Here is a 15,356-nt window from a genome sequence, read left to right as displayed (position 1 = left end):
AAATATAATAATTGAAAAGCATAAGTTAAAACTAGAAAATCAGTTTGATTGTTTTTCGAATACAACTATGGCAATAACCTTGGGGAATAACAGTTTAGACTTTATAAAGTTTCTTATGGATCAATTCTTATGCTTTTCTATATGGAAAGATTATAGGACCTAGCGAAAAAATGTATTCGTTCGGTCCTTTGTTTATTTGTTAAAAATTCGTTTGAGAGTATTCCCCAGCAGATGCTCCTGCTAATCTACCAGTTACCAAAGCAGCGGTTATGTTATAGCCACCAGTGTAACCGTGAATATCTAATATTTCTCCACAAAAATAAAGACCATTCATGATTTTAGATGACATTTCTTTTGGGTGAACTTCCTTTGTTGAAACGCCACCACCTGTAACGAAAGCTTTTTCAATTGAAAGAGTTCCGTTTACTACAAATGAAAAGCTCTTAAATAATTGGACAAGCTCTCTTAATTTCATAGTAGCAATTTCATTACAAGGAGTTGACTCTTCAATTCCACATTTTGAAAGCAGAAATAGTAAGTATCTTTCAGGTACATAACCTTTCAGTACATTCTTAATCGCTTTTTTGGGTTCTTCTTTTAGAATACTGTTTACTTCTTGAAATAGTGATTCTTCATTTTGCTCTGGGAAACAATCAATCGCCATCGATACAGTTTTTGTTTTAAACTTTTGTTGTACTTTATATACAAATTGGCTACAACGTAGTGCAGCAGGGCCTGAAATTCCAAAATGAGTAAAGAGCATGTCCATTTTATGGCCGATCACTTTTTTGCCTTTTGGATTTAATACACTTAATTCTATGTCTCGTAAAGCAAGGCCTTGCAATGATTTATTTTGAATAAATTCTTCACTTGAAGTAATTGGTACTTCTGTAGGAAAGAGTTCAGTAATTGTATGACCAGCTTTTCTTGCCCAAGCATATCCGTCACCTGTCGAACCTGTGTGTGGAACAGATTTACCACCTACCGCAAGGACAACACTTTTTGAGTGAATGACTGTTCGATCATCCAATAGGATTCCTACTACTTTACCATCTTCATATATTACGTCTTTAACAGTTCGATTGGTCTGAATATCTACATGATGTTTTTTTAGTTTTTGCATTAATGCATTTAATACTGATTTTGAGTCATTTGAAACAGGAAACATTCTCCCATGATCCTCTTCTTTTAATGCGACTCCCATGTTTTCAAAAAACTGTATGATATCCTCGTTATTATATAGAGAGAATGCGCTATATAAAAACCGGCCATTTCCAGGTATATGTTTAATTACTTCCTCAATAGGTAAGCGATTTGTTACGTTACAACGCCCACCACCTGATATAAGCAGTTTTTGTCCTAATTTAGTTCCTTTTTCAAGTAAAAGTACTTTAGCTTTGTTTTCAGCAGCGCTAATTGCAGCCATCAGACCAGAAGTTCCGCCACCAATTACAATCACATCATAAACCATTATTTCACTACTTTCGTTACAAATTTCTTTTAGTAAGTTTACCATTATTTCAAGTAAGCTCCAACTTCTTATCATTTTTTAATTTTTTCTTTTTACATGATATGGTAAGATAGATTAGTTAGTTTGATCGAGAATTGGTAGGAGGCAGTTTATGTCAGATTCAAAATTGCTACGAGGTACCTTCATATTAACTGCTGGTACATTTTTAATAAAATTTCTAGGAATGATTTATACATTCCCTTTTTATGCGCTAGTTGGTTCAAAAGGGTCTGCATTATATAATTATGGTTACGTTCCATATACATTGTTTATCAGTATAGCGACTGCAGGTGTTCCGTTAGCTGTAGCAAAGTTCGTTTCCAAATACAATGCTATTGAAGAATATGAAACAAGTAGAAGGCTTTTTCATGCAAGTCAGCTACTCCTAATATGTACAGGTATATTTTCGTTTTTAACGTTATATATCATTGCACCTTATATTGCACCTCTTATGATTCCAAAGGATTCAAAAGGTAATAGTGTAGAAGATGTTGTTACAGTTATGCGAATAGTAAGTACTGCATTAATATTAGTACCTTCTCAAAGTTTATATAGAGGTTTTTTCCAGGGGCATCAATCAACAGGCCCAACTACTGTTTCACAGCTAATTGAACAAATTGTACGTATTGTATTTACACTAGTTGGAAGTTATATCATTCTAAAATTTATGGGTGGAACAATAACACAAGCAGTAGGGTTATCAACGTTTGCAGCTACAATTGGTGCTGTAGGTGGTATTTTAAATTTACTATGGTATTGGAGAAAGCGAAAAGTTCATTTAGATGAACTTCTTCCAAAATCAAAAGGATTAATCTATCCTACTAAAATGGAAATGTTTAAAGAGTTATTTTCTTATTCAATTCCTTATGTGTTTGTTGGACTTGCAATCCCGTTATATCAGTTAGTGGATCAGTTTACTTACAATAGAGCAATGGAAACAATTGGATTAAAAGATATTGCAGAGAATACTTATGTAATGTTTTCATACACAAGTCACAAGCTAGTAATGATTCCAGTTTCATTAGCAACGGCATTTGGTTTAACACTTGTTCCTGCTATAACTGAAGCTTTCGTAAATAAAAATCATAAAAAGCTACAAAGTCAAATTACCCAAACTTACCAGGTTGTATTCTTCCTAACTCTTCCTGCTGTAGTAGGTATATCAGTTTTGGCTGAACCAATTTATAGTGCTTTTTATCAAAAAAGTACACTTGGTGGAAGTATACTAGGCTTTTATGCTCCAGTAGCTTTATTGTATTCACTTTTCACAGTAAATGTAGCCATTTTACAAGGTTTAGATAAACAAAAATATGCGATTATTGGTTTAATAGGCGGAGTAATATTAAAAATCGTATTAAATGTACCGTTAATTTATGCATTTAAAACATATGGCGCGGTATTAGCGACGGCATTAGGCTATTCATTTTCAATCGTATACAATTTCTATTATATTCGTAAAAATGCGCAGTTCTCTTTCAATAAAGTGTTTAGAAGGATTATCTTTATGATTATCTTATCTGGCTTAATGGCCGGAGCGGTTTATGCTGTAGAATACTTATTAGGATTCTGGTGGACTTATAAAGATGGTCGAATGATTTCAATGTTCCTTGTCATTATTGGAGCAATTGTAGGAGCCATTGTTTATTTAGGTGTTGCTTACAAATTAAACTTATTTGAAATTATTTTAGGAGCTCGTTTAAATAATCGTTTTAAGTTTGGAAAAAGAGGATAAAAATATATGGTGAACCTTCTTTTGTAATGGTTCACCTTTTTTTACACATTAAGAAAGTAAGTATAAATTGATAGCGGAGAAGAAAAACGAAGTAGTAGCCAATTTCAGGAATGAAGTATAAATGCAACTACGCCTCTGACTTCGCTAAAAAAGCTCGCTAATCGGCGAGTTTTCTTAAATTTTTATTTAGAAAGAAAAGGTGCTAATTAATGAGAATTGATAAAATTTTAGCCAATATGGGATATGGCAGTAGGAAAGAAGTAAAGTCTCTACTAAAACAAGGTGTTGTAAAAGTTGGAGATAATATTGTAAAAAGCCCAAAAGAGCATGTTGATATTGAACAGCAAGTTGTAACGGTAAATGGTGAAGTAGTAGAGTATAAAGAGTTTGTTTATTTAATGATGAACAAACCACCAGGTGTTATATCTGCCACAGAAGATTCTGAGCATGAAACTGTAATCGGATTATTAGAATATGAAGATATCATTTTCGAGCCATTTCCAGTTGGACGTTTAGATAAAGATACTGAAGGATTATTATTAATAACGAATGATGGTCATTTGGCACATCAATTACTTTCTCCTAAAAAACACGTACCAAAGAAATATTATGCAACGATTGACGGAGTAGTAACTGAAGCTGACATTAAAGCATTTGAAAAAGGCGTAACTCTTGAAGATGGTTATTTAACAAAACCTGGTTATTTAACAATTCTTGAATCCGGAGAAGAATCTGAGATCGAACTAGTTATTATGGAAGGTAAATTCCATCAAGTTAAAAGAATGTTTGAAGCAGTAGGAAAGAAAGTTACTTACTTAAAAAGATTAGAGATGGGTCCTTTAAAGTTAGATGAAGATTTAGAGTTAGGTGAATATAGAGAACTAACTGATAATGAAATTGACCTATTAAAATCTGTTAACGAAGAGAAATAAAGTGCTACTTATAAATGAGATTAGATGAATCAAAATGTAAACATAAAGTTTAGGAGCATTTTGTGTGGTCAGTTGAGACTCACTTATGTCGAGTAACCGTAAATCGGATATTAGATAGAGAGCCAAAAGAAAAACAAAAACCCTTGATTAGACGTCAGACAAGACAATCAGAGGTTTTTGTTTTTCTTTTTTTACGAAGAAGCTTTTACTTTTTTCCCTGTTACGGCCCATTTTCCCCTACTTGGACTATAAACTAGATTATTAAACTCCAAAATGTTTAAATCTCGTTGGATTGTTCTAGGTGTAATACCAAACTCCTCCACTAGGTCTTTTGTAGAAACGGTACCATTTTCACTAATATACATGTAAATGGCTTTAATTCGAGTCAGCATTCGAGAAGTTCCAGAATTCAAAAAACCACTCCTTTACCTACCGCATTGTTTCATAACAGGTTAGTTAAGTATTTTACTAGTTAAGCTTATATTTTCATTTTACTCTTTTTCAGTAGTTTCATAACGAAATTTATGAAAAAAATACAAAAATTTAATGAAAATTTGCGCAAACGTAATCATGTTGCAAGTTTAAGGTAATATATTCTACAAAGAGTGTCATATTCCTTCTTTTTTCGTTCCATTTATTAATAAATTATGTTTAAATTTTAAAAGATGATAAACTATTTATATTAAAGGAGGTATTTCTATGACACAAATTAATTGGATGGAAGAAGTTTTAAAACGTAAAGAAGACTATTTAAAGCAAACGATTGAACTTCTTAATATTGAAAGCGTTTATGATGAAGCGACAATTTCAAAAGAAGCACCTATGGGTAAAGGTATTAAAGAAGCACTTACATACATGTTAAATTTAGGTGAAAAAGACGGTTTTATTCCAAAAAATGTTGATGGATATGCTGGCCACTTAGAAATGGGAAGCGGCGAAGAACTAGTAGGAATTCTTTGTCACTTAGATGTAGTACCTGCTGGCGATGGCTGGTCTCATGATCCATTTGATGCAATTATTAGAGATGGAAATATTTATGCACGAGGCGCAATTGATGATAAGGGTCCTACAATGGCTGCTTATTATGCAATGAAGATTGTGAAAGAATTAGGTTTACCAATTAATAAACGTGTCCGTATGATTCTTGGAACAGATGAAGAAAGCCAATGGCGTTGTGTGGATCACTACTTTGAAAAAGAAGAAATGCCAACAATGGGCTTTGCACCTGATGCAGATTTCCCAATTATTTACGCTGAAAAGGGAATATTGGATATTAATTTCAAACAAGTGCAATTAAATGAAGATAACGAGAGTGAATATAAATTAGTATCATTCTCTTCAGGTAGAAGAGTAAATATGGTTCCTGATTATGCAAAAGCTATCGTTACAGGATCAAAATTTGATCAAGAAGCATTTACAAAACATATTAGTGAATTAGGTTGTAAAGCTCAAGTTACTGAAGAAAATGGACACCAAGTTTTAGAAGTAGAAGGTGTTTCTGTACATGGAATGGAACCTGATAAAGGTAAGAATGCAGGTATTGCATTAGCAAGCTTCTTAAATCAATTTGAATTTAATGTTAATGCTGATCGATTCTTAAAATTTATCGTTGAAAACTTCAAAGGTGACTCTCGTGGTAAAAACTTGGGCGTTGCGTTTAATGATGATATTACTGGAGATTTAACAATTAATTTAGGAATTATGCAATACGAAGAAAATAAAGGTGGTTCATTTGGCTTAACTTTACGTTATCCAGTGACAACTGATATTGACTTTGTTATATCAACACTTACTGAACGTGGAAGTAAATACAGCTTTGAATATAATGAAATTAAAAATTCGAAGCCTCACCATGTTCCACAAGATCACCCATTAATTCAAACTTTACAAAAAGTATATGAAGAGCAAACGGGTGAGGAAGCAACATTATTAACAATCGGCGGTGGCACATACGCACGTTCATTAAGTGCAGGTGTAGCTTTTGGACCATTATTCTTAGGGAAACCGGAAGTAGCTCACCAAAAAGACGAATATGCTGAAATTGATGATTTATTAAAAGCAATTGCAATTTATGCACAGTCTATTGCTGAGTTAGTTAAGTAAAAACAAGATTTAGACTGATTAAACGACTCGATTTTTTGAGACAATAAGGTGAAGCGAGCGTTTTTCGGTTAATCAGTAAGGGGAGAAAAATTCCTCCCCTTTTTTATGTATTTTTTTGGGAGTTGAGAATAATTTTGAACACATTACAAGCACGTAAAAATAGCATCTTACTAATATTTAAGGGCTATTATTTTTGTTTATTTTTTGCAATAGGATCGCTAGGACCTTTACTTTCTTCTTACTTTAAAAATGTGTTGGATTTATCAAATTCACAAATTGGAATATTAATGTCTCTAACACCGATCGTTGCTATTTTTTCACAGCCTTTATGGGGAATGATTAGTGACATGACGCTTAATCCTAAAAAAATGTTGCTTATAGCGCAAATCTCCACAATCGTAATTGCCCTTTTCTATTCTACAATCACTTCGTATGGCATGCTTTTATTTGTTGTCATCATGTTATCAATGACACAAAGTGCTTTAATTCCTCTTTCAGATAGTATTGCACTGAATTATGTCCAAAAAATTGGTGGGAATTACGGAGCTATTCGATTATATGGCTCAATTGGTTTTGCTTTTGCTGTATTAGTTTCGGGAAGATTAGCTGAAGTTTTCGGTTTATTCATTATATTTTTCGTATTTGCTTTTTGTATTTTAGTCGGCTTAGGTATTTCAATTTTTATTCCTAACGCTACGACAATTAGCAAAAGGGAGCCAATCTTAAAAGGAATCCCGATTTTGCTATCAAATAAAAGATTTTTATTATTTTTAATTTGTGCCTTTTTAGTTTTTGGACCAATTAGTGCAAATAATACTTACTTCGGTTTATATATTCAATCCTTAGGTGGAACATTAACAGGTGTTGGTATTGCATTCCTAATTTCTGCAGGTAGTGAAGCACCATTTTTGCAAGTAGCAAAGAGATTAATTAATCGATTTGGGATATATAATATATTAATTGCAACCGCTTTAGTATCAGCCTTAAGATGGTATTTTTATTTTACAAATCCTCCGATTTCGATTCTTTTTTTATCCTGTCTTACACAAGGACTATCAGTTGGATTATTTATTCCTGCAGCTCTCCAGTTTGTAAGAGATCAAGCACCAGATTCTTTAAAAGCTACGGCTGTTACAATATATTCTGGTTTAGGCTTAGGGATGGGAGAATGGTTCTGTACTTTCATAAGTGGATTTATATCAGAGGTATTTTCAATTAAAGCAATTTATATTTTATTTGGTTCTCTTAGTATAGTTGCAGTTGGAATCATGCAATACTTAAAAAAGGATTCTAACATAAAAGATAAAAAGGAGATTGCGTAGTTTGAGTGAACATTATTTTCTTGCTGTTCCTTTGCCGATACAAATAAAAGAAATTTTAGATGATTATTCAAAAAAATGGTATACAAAATTACCGTTAAAGAAATGGACTTTTAAAGATGATTTTCATATTACTTTATCATTTTTAGGTCCAGTTACATATACAAAAAGTGAAGAGCTTATGGATCAATTACAAAAAGAGCTTAACGATTTTAAAAGTTTTGATTTGTCGATTCATCAGTTAGGTATTTTTGGGAGTACTATACAACCACGTGTATGGTGGTTTGGTTTAGAGAATAGTGTTGAATTAATGGAGTTACAAAATAGAATTCGTAACATATGTGAAGAAATCGGTTTTTCAACTGATAAACGTCCATATAATCCGCATATTACAATCGCAAAGAAATATAATGATAGGTTCGATAAAGAATTTGAAATCCCGCTTAGTTGGGAAGAAGAACCTTTAAAGTTCAAAGTGAATGAAGTCATTTTATATAAGATTCAACCTTCTAAAAAACCAAGTTACCATATTGCTAAACCAATTAACTTAAAGTAAATAAATATTACCCGAAAATCTTTAACAAATTGATGAAATATAAGAAATATTTGAAGAAACAAACGAATACTTTCTGAAGAAGCATTAAAGCGGAATGAATTGACATTCAAAATAAGTGAGTAACATCATTAAGTGTTTGTTCTGAGAATCCATTTGATCTCTTTGTGAATATACTAATCATATCGATTTAATAAATAACGAAAATGAGTAGTTTTTATGTAAAAGTTTTAAATTTATAGTCTGGATGGTGAATAGCGTTGTTTCATATTAAAAGGGCTTTTGAAGCTTATATAGATGGATTTCAAGAAATAACAATGATTATTCCCAAGTCGAACAAACATACAGTGCAGTCATATTTTGAACTAATTGAAGAGGATGGTCGGAAAACTAGGCTTCCTGTCGTATCTCGAATAGAGTTTGATAGATTTTTTAAATATACTGTTTTGACTACTGAAGTCCTTTTGTTAGAAAAAAAGTATGAGATTGAAGATGAATTTGGTATTCGCACAGATCTACAAGTAGGTGGAGTTATTCGTTCAAAGGACTTTGATGAAAAATATGCCTATGATGGAGAGGATTTAGGTGTGATTTACACACGTAAATCTACACAATTTAAATTATGGGCACCTACTGCTTCTAAGGTTAAGTTAAGAATTTATCAAGAATATGGTGAAGTAGAAAAGTTTACTGAAATGTTTATGGAACGAGATGGAAAAGGGACATGGAAAGCAGTAATCAATCGAGATTGTGACGGTTTAGTTTATAATTTTTTAGTATGTGTGAATCTGATTTGGCGTGAAGCTGTTGATCCATATGTAAAAGCAGTTACTGTAAATGGTAAACATAGTGTAGTGATTGATTTATCAAAGAGTAGCAAAGTTAGTAAAGTAAAAAGTACACCACCAAGTAAGTATACTGATTGTATTATTTACGAAGCCAGTATTCGAGATTTTACTTCACATCCACTAAGTGGGATTCAAAAAAAGGGGTCTTTTCAAGGATTTCATGAAAAAGATACGATGTACAATGATTTTTCAACAGGTTTGGATTATCTATGCAAGCTAGGAGTTACACATATTGAATTATTACCATTTTTTGATTTTGAAGGAATAGATGAAAATAATCCTTTCCAAAGCTATAATTGGGGCTACAATCCATTGAATTTCAATGCACCAGAAGGTAGTTATAGTTTAAAACCGGATGACCCTATCGAAAGAATAAATGAATTAAAGAAACTTATTTCAGTTTATCATGAACATGGTTTACGAATTATTATGGATGTTGTTTACAATCATGTTTATGAATTACAAACTAGCCAATTCGAAAAAATTGTACCAGGATATTACTTTAGACAAGATGAACGTGGATTACCATCGAATGGAACAGGAGTAGGGAATGATTTTGCATCTGAAAGATTGATGGCTAGACGTTTTATTCTGCAATCAATAAAATACTGGACTAAAGAATATGACATAGATGGGTTTAGGTTTGATTTAATGGGAATATTGGATACGGATACAATGAATCAAATTGTAACTGAACTGACAATCTTAAAACCAGAAATAATCATTTTTGGAGAAGGTTGGGATTTAAATACATCATTAAGTCCATCTTCTCGAAAAGCTACAATTAACCAAAGTCATCAACTTTCAATGGTTGGGTTTTTTAATGATAAATTTCGAGATGGAATAAAAGGAAGCACTTTTTCATTTCAAGAAATAGGGTTTATTCAAGGTAATAATATTCATAATGAATATTTGTCCGATTTACTTTTAGGAAGTGTTGGGATTACTAAACAAGTAAATTTATTTAAAGAGCCATATCAATCAATAAATTATGTAGAATCACATGATAATCACACTATGTGGGACAGATTAAAGCTTTCCAATCAGAAAGAATGTGAGGAAATACTAAAGAAAAGGCATATACTTGGAACAAGTATTGTATTATTTTCGTTTGGTGTACCGTTTCTTCATTGTGGTCAGGAGTTTTTTCGAACAAAAAAGGGTATAGAAAACAGTTATAATTCAGGCGACACAATTAATAGTATTGATTGGGCAAGAGCAGAACGTGAAGCGTCATGGATTAATATTGTTAAAGAATTTATCGCAATTCGAAAGCGCTTTAAATGTTTCCGTTTTTCTTTAAAAGAAGAAATAGAAAAGTATGTAACGCCAGTCAATTTTCATCGAGATCTAATTGGTTACCGAATTAGCGGATTAGAAGAAATCGACCAAGTTAAAGAGATAATGGTGTTATTTCATAATGGTCTTACTGATAAATATATTGATTTAGGAAATGAAGAAGACAATTGGGAATATATATGGGATGGTAATAATCATTATGTTAATAAAGGGATGAAAGTGGATTGTAATAAATTGCCAATGCCATCGCTTTCGACTATTGTATTAGTAAAATACTAGCTACTACTTGCAGATTCTAATTAAACAATGTAAACTTGTAAAAGATGGCTTATTACAGCTAATTGTAATAGGCTATCTTTCTTTTTGTAATAAATTAATTTTAAATACAAACATATATAACAACAAGGAACGGAAGAACAATGGATAATCTTATACAAGAAATACTCGGAAAAGAATGGACAATCTCGCCAGCCGGTGGTTTTACTGGTGAAGCGTATATAGCAGAAAATAATGATAAGAGATTATTTCTAAAACGAAATTCTTCTCCTTTTTTAGCAGTGTTATCAGCAGCTGGTTTTGTTCCAAAATTAGTTTGGACTAGAAGACTAGAAAATGGTGATGTACTTACTGCTCAAGAGTGGGTGATCGCACGCAGTTTAGAACCTTATGAGCTCTCTGCGAAAGGGGTTGCGCAATTTTTATATCGTATCCATTCTTCCAAAGAATTGTTATATATGTTAACGAAGCTAGGGATTAATCCATTAGAACCTCAGGAGTTACTGCAAACAATTGTAGGCAATCTTACTGAAGAGTTTACACAAAGCCAGATCATTGTAAAAGGCATCGAATATTTAGAGGAAAATATGCCATCTTTTGATTCAGAGGATTTAGTCGTTTGTCATAGTGATTTAAATCATCATAATTGGTTACTTACTGAGACAAATAATTTATATTTAATCGATTGGGATGAGGCAATCATTGCTGATAAAGCATTTGATTTGGGCATGTTTTTATTCACATATGTAGAACAGAACGATTGGGACAAATGGCTTCGAAGTTATGGAATAAAATTAACTGATGACCTATTCAATCGAATGACTTGGTATGTAGTCGCTCAAACAATCATTTGGATTAAATGGTATACTCTTCGTGAAAATGAAAAGCAGACTCAAAAAATGAAGAGCCTGCTAGAGAAGATATTAGATTAAATAAAAATTTCCTCGGAAATTGTCATATAGATTAAGAATAAGTATTGAAATCAGTCACCCATTGAGAGAGTTGATTTTGGTGGTTTGTAATGTGCTGGTCTAAATCAGCAGAATACTTTCCAGACTGACTATAATAGTAAACGTCATTTAACATGCTTTTTACATCATCTGTTATTTGGTCGTTCGTTAATAAGGATTGAACAAGTCTTTCTAATTGCTCACATTCTGATATAGTTCCACAACAGTCAGATTGGTGATTCATTAAAATATCACGTAAAATTGTTAGTTGATGTTCATGATTTAAAGGCATAAATTCACATCCTTGTTTTATTAAGTACACTTGAAATAGTTTGTGTTACAAGAAATGATTTTATACTATACGTGAATAACCGAGTGCCATCGTGCTTGGTTTTTTCTTTGAGTAAATATAAATTGCAAAATCGAGAGGGAGTAAAATCTTATGAGATTAAGACATAAGCCAGGTGCGGCAGATCAAGTTAAACAAAATGTTCATTATGTAATTCCAAATCCGTCTGAACAAAAAGGGAAATGGAAAGAAGTTTTCCAAAATGAACAACCAATTCATATCGAGGTTGGTACGGGTAGAGGTCGTTTTATGGTCGGTATGGCTAAAGCCAATCCTCATATTAACTATATTGGCATTGAGAAATATACAAGTGTAGTTTCTGATGCATTAGATAAATTAATTGAAGCTGAAGTTCCGAACTTAAAGCTGTTAAATGTAGATGCTCAAAAATTAACGGATTTCTTTGAGGATGGAGAAATAGATCGAGTATATTTAAACTTTTCTGATCCATGGCCAAAGGTTCGTCATGAAAAACGTCGATTAACATATAAAACATTTTTAAATATGTATCAGCAAATCTTAAAAAATGATGGGGAAATTCATTTTAAAACTGATAATCAAGATTTATTCGAGTTTTCAATCATGAGTATGGCGAACTACGGAATGACAATGCATTTCTTAAGTCTAGACCTTCATAACAGTGATTTTGAAGGGAATATTATGACTGAATACGAAGAAAAGTTTTCTTCAAAAGGTAACCGTATTTACCGAGTTGAAGCTGCCTATAGAAACTAATCAAAAGACTATCGTGATATATTGATCATGATAGTCTTTTTTATTTTGCTTCAACACAAGAAATTTTAATAAGATTCTTTATGTTTAAGCAATCTAAACCGATTTTTGATTTCATATTCACTATTGATTCATTTCCCTATTCCTGCTCTTAAAATATTCAGTAAATTCGTAAAAGTGGTATAATATTTAAGTCTAGTAAAAAAGAAGGGGGATAAGTATGGAACAGTTGAAAATTGGAACTTGTACAATTCAGTGGCTTACTGGAGGGAATACCCATTTAGATGGTGGAGCAATGTTTGGAGTTGTTCCAAAGGCACTTTGGTCAAAAAAATATATAGTTAATGAGAAAAACCAAATTCCTTTACGTACTGATCCAGTATTTATTCAAACAAATGGTTTAAACATTATTATTGATAGTGGAATTGGTGTTAACAAATTAAATGAGAAACAAAAAAGAAATTTTGGCGTTACAGAGGATTCAACGGTAGAAGAATCATTAGCGAAGCACGGATTAAAACTAGACGATATTGATTATGTCATTATGACACATTTGCATTTTGATCATGCAAGTGGATTAACAAAACTTGAAAATGGTGAATTCAAACCTGTATTTTCGAATGCAAAAATTATTACTTCTCAAATTGAATGGGATGAGATGAGAAATCCGAATATTCGTTCAAGTAATACATATTGGAAAGAAAATTGGGAAGCAATCGGGCACCAAGTAATTGCATTTGAAAAAGAATATTCTTTAACAGATGAAATAACGATTATTCACACAGGTGGACATAGCGATGGGCACAGTATTATAAAAATTGAAACTGAAGATGAGCTATTAATACATATGGGTGATTTAATGCCTACACATGCACATCAATCACCATTATGGGTTATGGCATATGATGATTACCCAATGACTTCTATTTACGCAAAAGAAAAATGGGTTAATTTTGGTTTGCAAAAAAAATCTTGGTTTACGTTCTATCATGATGATGTATTTAGAGCAATAAAATGGAGCGCCGAAGGACAAGTGTTACAGTCGATCGAACGCACCAAATAATTTGGCTATTGTAGTTAAACAATTTGAGCAGAAATTAGCTCACCATTTACGGCATTAATGATGAATGAATAGTTTGTAGTGTCATTGTCTGATTCTACTACTGTAAAACCACCTTCATAAACATCACCTTCATAATCAGGTAAATCTGCCCACTTTGGTTCTGAATGGATCCAAGTTCCAGTTACATTACCATATGAAAGAAATACTGGTTTAATTGTTTTTAATGCTTTTTCTGCTGGAATATATTGTGAAGATAATTTTTTTTGTAAATATAGTCCACCAGCAACACCTAAACCTAGGCCAATTAGGACGCGTTTAAGTTTCATTTGTACCACCTCTATTTATGTATTATGCGCTTGAATAAATATTCTACTACTTATCTTAGTCAAACCTGGGCAACATTTCAACGGTTAGCATTGGTATTATGTGATATTTTTAGATAAAATAAAAAAAGAAGATATGATTTGTACAGAGAGGAACTTTAATTATGAATCAAGACACTCAACAGCTTTTTAAATTTTTAACAGAATTACAAGGTGCACCAGGATTTGAGCATGAAGTTCGTCACTTCATGAGAAAAGAACTTGAAAAATATACTAATGAGATTGTGCAAGATCGTTTAGGAAGTATTTTTGGAGTTAAACGTGGAACTGAAGATGGACCTACTGTAATGGTGGCAGGTCATATGGATGAAGTTGGTTTCATGGTTACTCAAATTACAGAAAACGGAATGCTAAGATTTCAACCACTAGGTGGCTGGTGGAACCAAGTATTACTTGCTCAAAGAGTTCAAGTAATGACAGATCAAGGACCTGTTATTGGAGTGATTGGTTCAATTCCACCGCATTTATTAAGCGATGAGCTAAGAGCTAGACCAATGGATATGAAAAATATGCTAATCGATATTGGTGCAGATAACAAAGAAGATGCACTAAAAATTGGCATTCGTCCAGGGCAGCAAATTGTACCAGTTTGTCCGTTCACTCCTATGGCTAATGAGAAAAAAATCATGGCAAAAGCTTGGGATAACCGTTACGGATGTGGACTTGCAATTGAATTATTAAAAGAAGTTCAAAATGAAACATTACCAAATATTTTATATTCAGGTGCTACTGTTCAAGAAGAAGTTGGACTAAGAGGGGCACAAACAGCTGCAAATATGATTAAACCTGATATCTTTTATGCATTAGATGCTAGCCCAGCTAATGATATGTCAGGTTCGAAATCCGAGTTCGGTCAATTAGGTAAAGGTGTTTTATTACGAATTTTAGACCGCACGATGGTTACTCATAAAGGAATCCGTGAATTTATTTTAGATACTGCAGAAACGAATAAAATTCCTTACCAATATTTTGTTTCACAAGGTGGAACAGATGCTGGACGAGTACATGTTTCAAACGATGGTGTACCATCTGCTGTAATTGGTATTTGCTCTCGTTATATTCACACTGCGGCATCAATTATTCATGTTGATGATTATTTAGCTGCAAAGGAATTACTAGTTAAGCTAGTTAAAGCGACTGATAAAACAACTGTTGAAACATTACGTAATTATTAAGAAAGTAAAAAAGAAGCCTAAAAAATAGGCTTCTTTTTTTATTGAAAAACCTTCCTATGCCTTCTCTATCCTATCCCCATTCATTTGATCCTAGAGCTTTAACTCTTCTTTCAATTAATATTATTAATAAAT

At 32.5% G+C, this 15,356-nt stretch carries 14 protein-coding genes; 10 read left to right on the top strand and 4 right to left on the bottom strand.

All coding sequences use genetic code 11. The features are described from left to right. Positions 1 to 199: 199 nt before the first annotated feature. On the bottom strand, positions 200 to 1,471 hold the full coding sequence (locus ACFVR2_RS21770; RefSeq protein ID WP_387366871.1) for a BaiN/RdsA family NAD(P)/FAD-dependent oxidoreductase: 1,272 nt from the start codon (positions 1,469 to 1,471) through the stop codon (positions 200 to 202). Between the two features lie 151 nt (positions 1,472 to 1,622). Between ACFVR2_RS21770 and ACFVR2_RS21765 the strand changes: the two genes are divergently transcribed. Together ACFVR2_RS21765 and ACFVR2_RS21760 are read left to right on the top strand one after the other, a co-directional pair. Further along, a complete protein-coding gene (locus ACFVR2_RS21765; protein WP_387366699.1) occupies positions 1,623 to 3,242 on the top strand; it encodes a putative polysaccharide biosynthesis protein in 1,620 nt (539 codons plus the stop codon). A 209-nt stretch (positions 3,243 to 3,451) separates the two neighbouring features. Beyond that, on the top strand, positions 3,452 to 4,174 hold the full coding sequence (locus ACFVR2_RS21760; protein ID WP_387366696.1) for a pseudouridine synthase: 723 nt from the start codon (positions 3,452 to 3,454) through the stop codon (positions 4,172 to 4,174). Between the two features lie 191 nt (positions 4,175 to 4,365). Here the strand turns inward: ACFVR2_RS21760 and ACFVR2_RS21755 are convergent, their stop codons facing one another. Beyond that, complete coding sequence (locus ACFVR2_RS21755) at positions 4,366 to 4,566, bottom strand: DeoR family transcriptional regulator (RefSeq protein WP_056473526.1); 201 nt, start codon at positions 4,564 to 4,566, stop codon at positions 4,366 to 4,368. A gap of 307 nt (positions 4,567 to 4,873) precedes the next feature. On the opposite strand from ACFVR2_RS21755, the gene pepV reads away from it, so the two are divergent. The 5 genes from pepV to ACFVR2_RS21730 all read left to right on the top strand — a co-directional run bounded on the left by pepV (position 4,874) and on the right by ACFVR2_RS21730 (position 11,504). Beyond that, on the top strand, positions 4,874 to 6,277 hold the full coding sequence (pepV, locus tag ACFVR2_RS21750; protein WP_387366693.1) for a dipeptidase PepV: 1,404 nt from the start codon (positions 4,874 to 4,876) through the stop codon (positions 6,275 to 6,277). A 134-nt stretch (positions 6,278 to 6,411) separates the two neighbouring features. Continuing rightward, a complete protein-coding gene (locus tag ACFVR2_RS21745) occupies positions 6,412 to 7,599 on the top strand; it encodes an MFS transporter (protein ID WP_387366690.1) in 1,188 nt (395 codons plus the stop codon). Between the two features lies 1 nt (position 7,600). After that, positions 7,601 to 8,152 carry an RNA 2',3'-cyclic phosphodiesterase gene (thpR, locus tag ACFVR2_RS21740; RefSeq protein ID WP_387366687.1) on the top strand — a complete coding sequence of 184 codons (552 nt, stop codon included), beginning with the start codon at positions 7,601 to 7,603 and terminating at the stop codon, positions 8,150 to 8,152. A 257-nt stretch (positions 8,153 to 8,409) separates the two neighbouring features. After that, positions 8,410 to 10,575 carry a type I pullulanase gene (gene pulA / locus ACFVR2_RS21735; RefSeq protein WP_387366684.1) on the top strand — a complete coding sequence of 722 codons (2,166 nt, stop codon included), beginning with the start codon at positions 8,410 to 8,412 and terminating at the stop codon, positions 10,573 to 10,575. A 140-nt stretch (positions 10,576 to 10,715) separates the two neighbouring features. Then, positions 10,716 to 11,504 carry a phosphotransferase family protein gene (locus ACFVR2_RS21730; RefSeq protein WP_387366681.1) on the top strand — a complete coding sequence of 263 codons (789 nt, stop codon included), beginning with the start codon at positions 10,716 to 10,718 and terminating at the stop codon, positions 11,502 to 11,504. 31 nt (positions 11,505 to 11,535) lie between these two features. On the opposite strand, the gene ACFVR2_RS21725 is transcribed toward ACFVR2_RS21730, so the two are convergent. Beyond that, the gene (locus tag ACFVR2_RS21725) at positions 11,536 to 11,814 is read right to left on the bottom strand and encodes a YtzH-like family protein (RefSeq protein ID WP_056473344.1); all 279 of its coding nucleotides are present in this window, start codon (positions 11,812 to 11,814) and stop codon (positions 11,536 to 11,538) included. A 150-nt stretch (positions 11,815 to 11,964) separates the two neighbouring features. On the opposite strand from ACFVR2_RS21725, the gene trmB reads away from it, so the two are divergent. Both trmB and ACFVR2_RS21715 read left to right on the top strand, forming a co-directional pair. Continuing rightward, entirely contained in the window at positions 11,965 to 12,606 is a 642-nt protein-coding gene (trmB, locus tag ACFVR2_RS21720; protein ID WP_387366678.1) for a tRNA (guanosine(46)-N7)-methyltransferase TrmB, read from the top strand. Positions 12,607 to 12,823: 217 nt separating this feature from the next. Continuing rightward, on the top strand, positions 12,824 to 13,666 hold the full coding sequence (locus ACFVR2_RS21715) for a YtnP family quorum-quenching lactonase (protein ID WP_387366675.1): 843 nt from the start codon (positions 12,824 to 12,826) through the stop codon (positions 13,664 to 13,666). A 14-nt stretch (positions 13,667 to 13,680) separates the two neighbouring features. Here the strand turns inward: ACFVR2_RS21715 and ACFVR2_RS21710 are convergent, their stop codons facing one another. Beyond that, positions 13,681 to 13,992 (bottom strand): PepSY domain-containing protein, encoded by a 312-nt coding sequence (locus ACFVR2_RS21710; protein WP_056473349.1) that lies wholly within the window; start codon positions 13,990 to 13,992, stop codon positions 13,681 to 13,683. A gap of 161 nt (positions 13,993 to 14,153) precedes the next feature. On the opposite strand from ACFVR2_RS21710, the gene ACFVR2_RS21705 reads away from it, so the two are divergent. Beyond that, on the top strand, positions 14,154 to 15,224 hold the full coding sequence (locus ACFVR2_RS21705) for a M42 family metallopeptidase (RefSeq protein WP_387366672.1): 1,071 nt from the start codon (positions 14,154 to 14,156) through the stop codon (positions 15,222 to 15,224). Positions 15,225 to 15,356: the final 132 nt, after the last annotated feature.

The organism is Gottfriedia sp. NPDC057991 (assembly GCF_042886615.1).
In the GTDB taxonomy this organism is placed as follows: Bacteria; Bacillota; Bacilli; order Bacillales; family Bacillaceae_G; genus Gottfriedia.
Note: the sequence above shows the minus strand (reverse complement) of the source record. Positions and strands in the feature narration are given on the sequence as shown.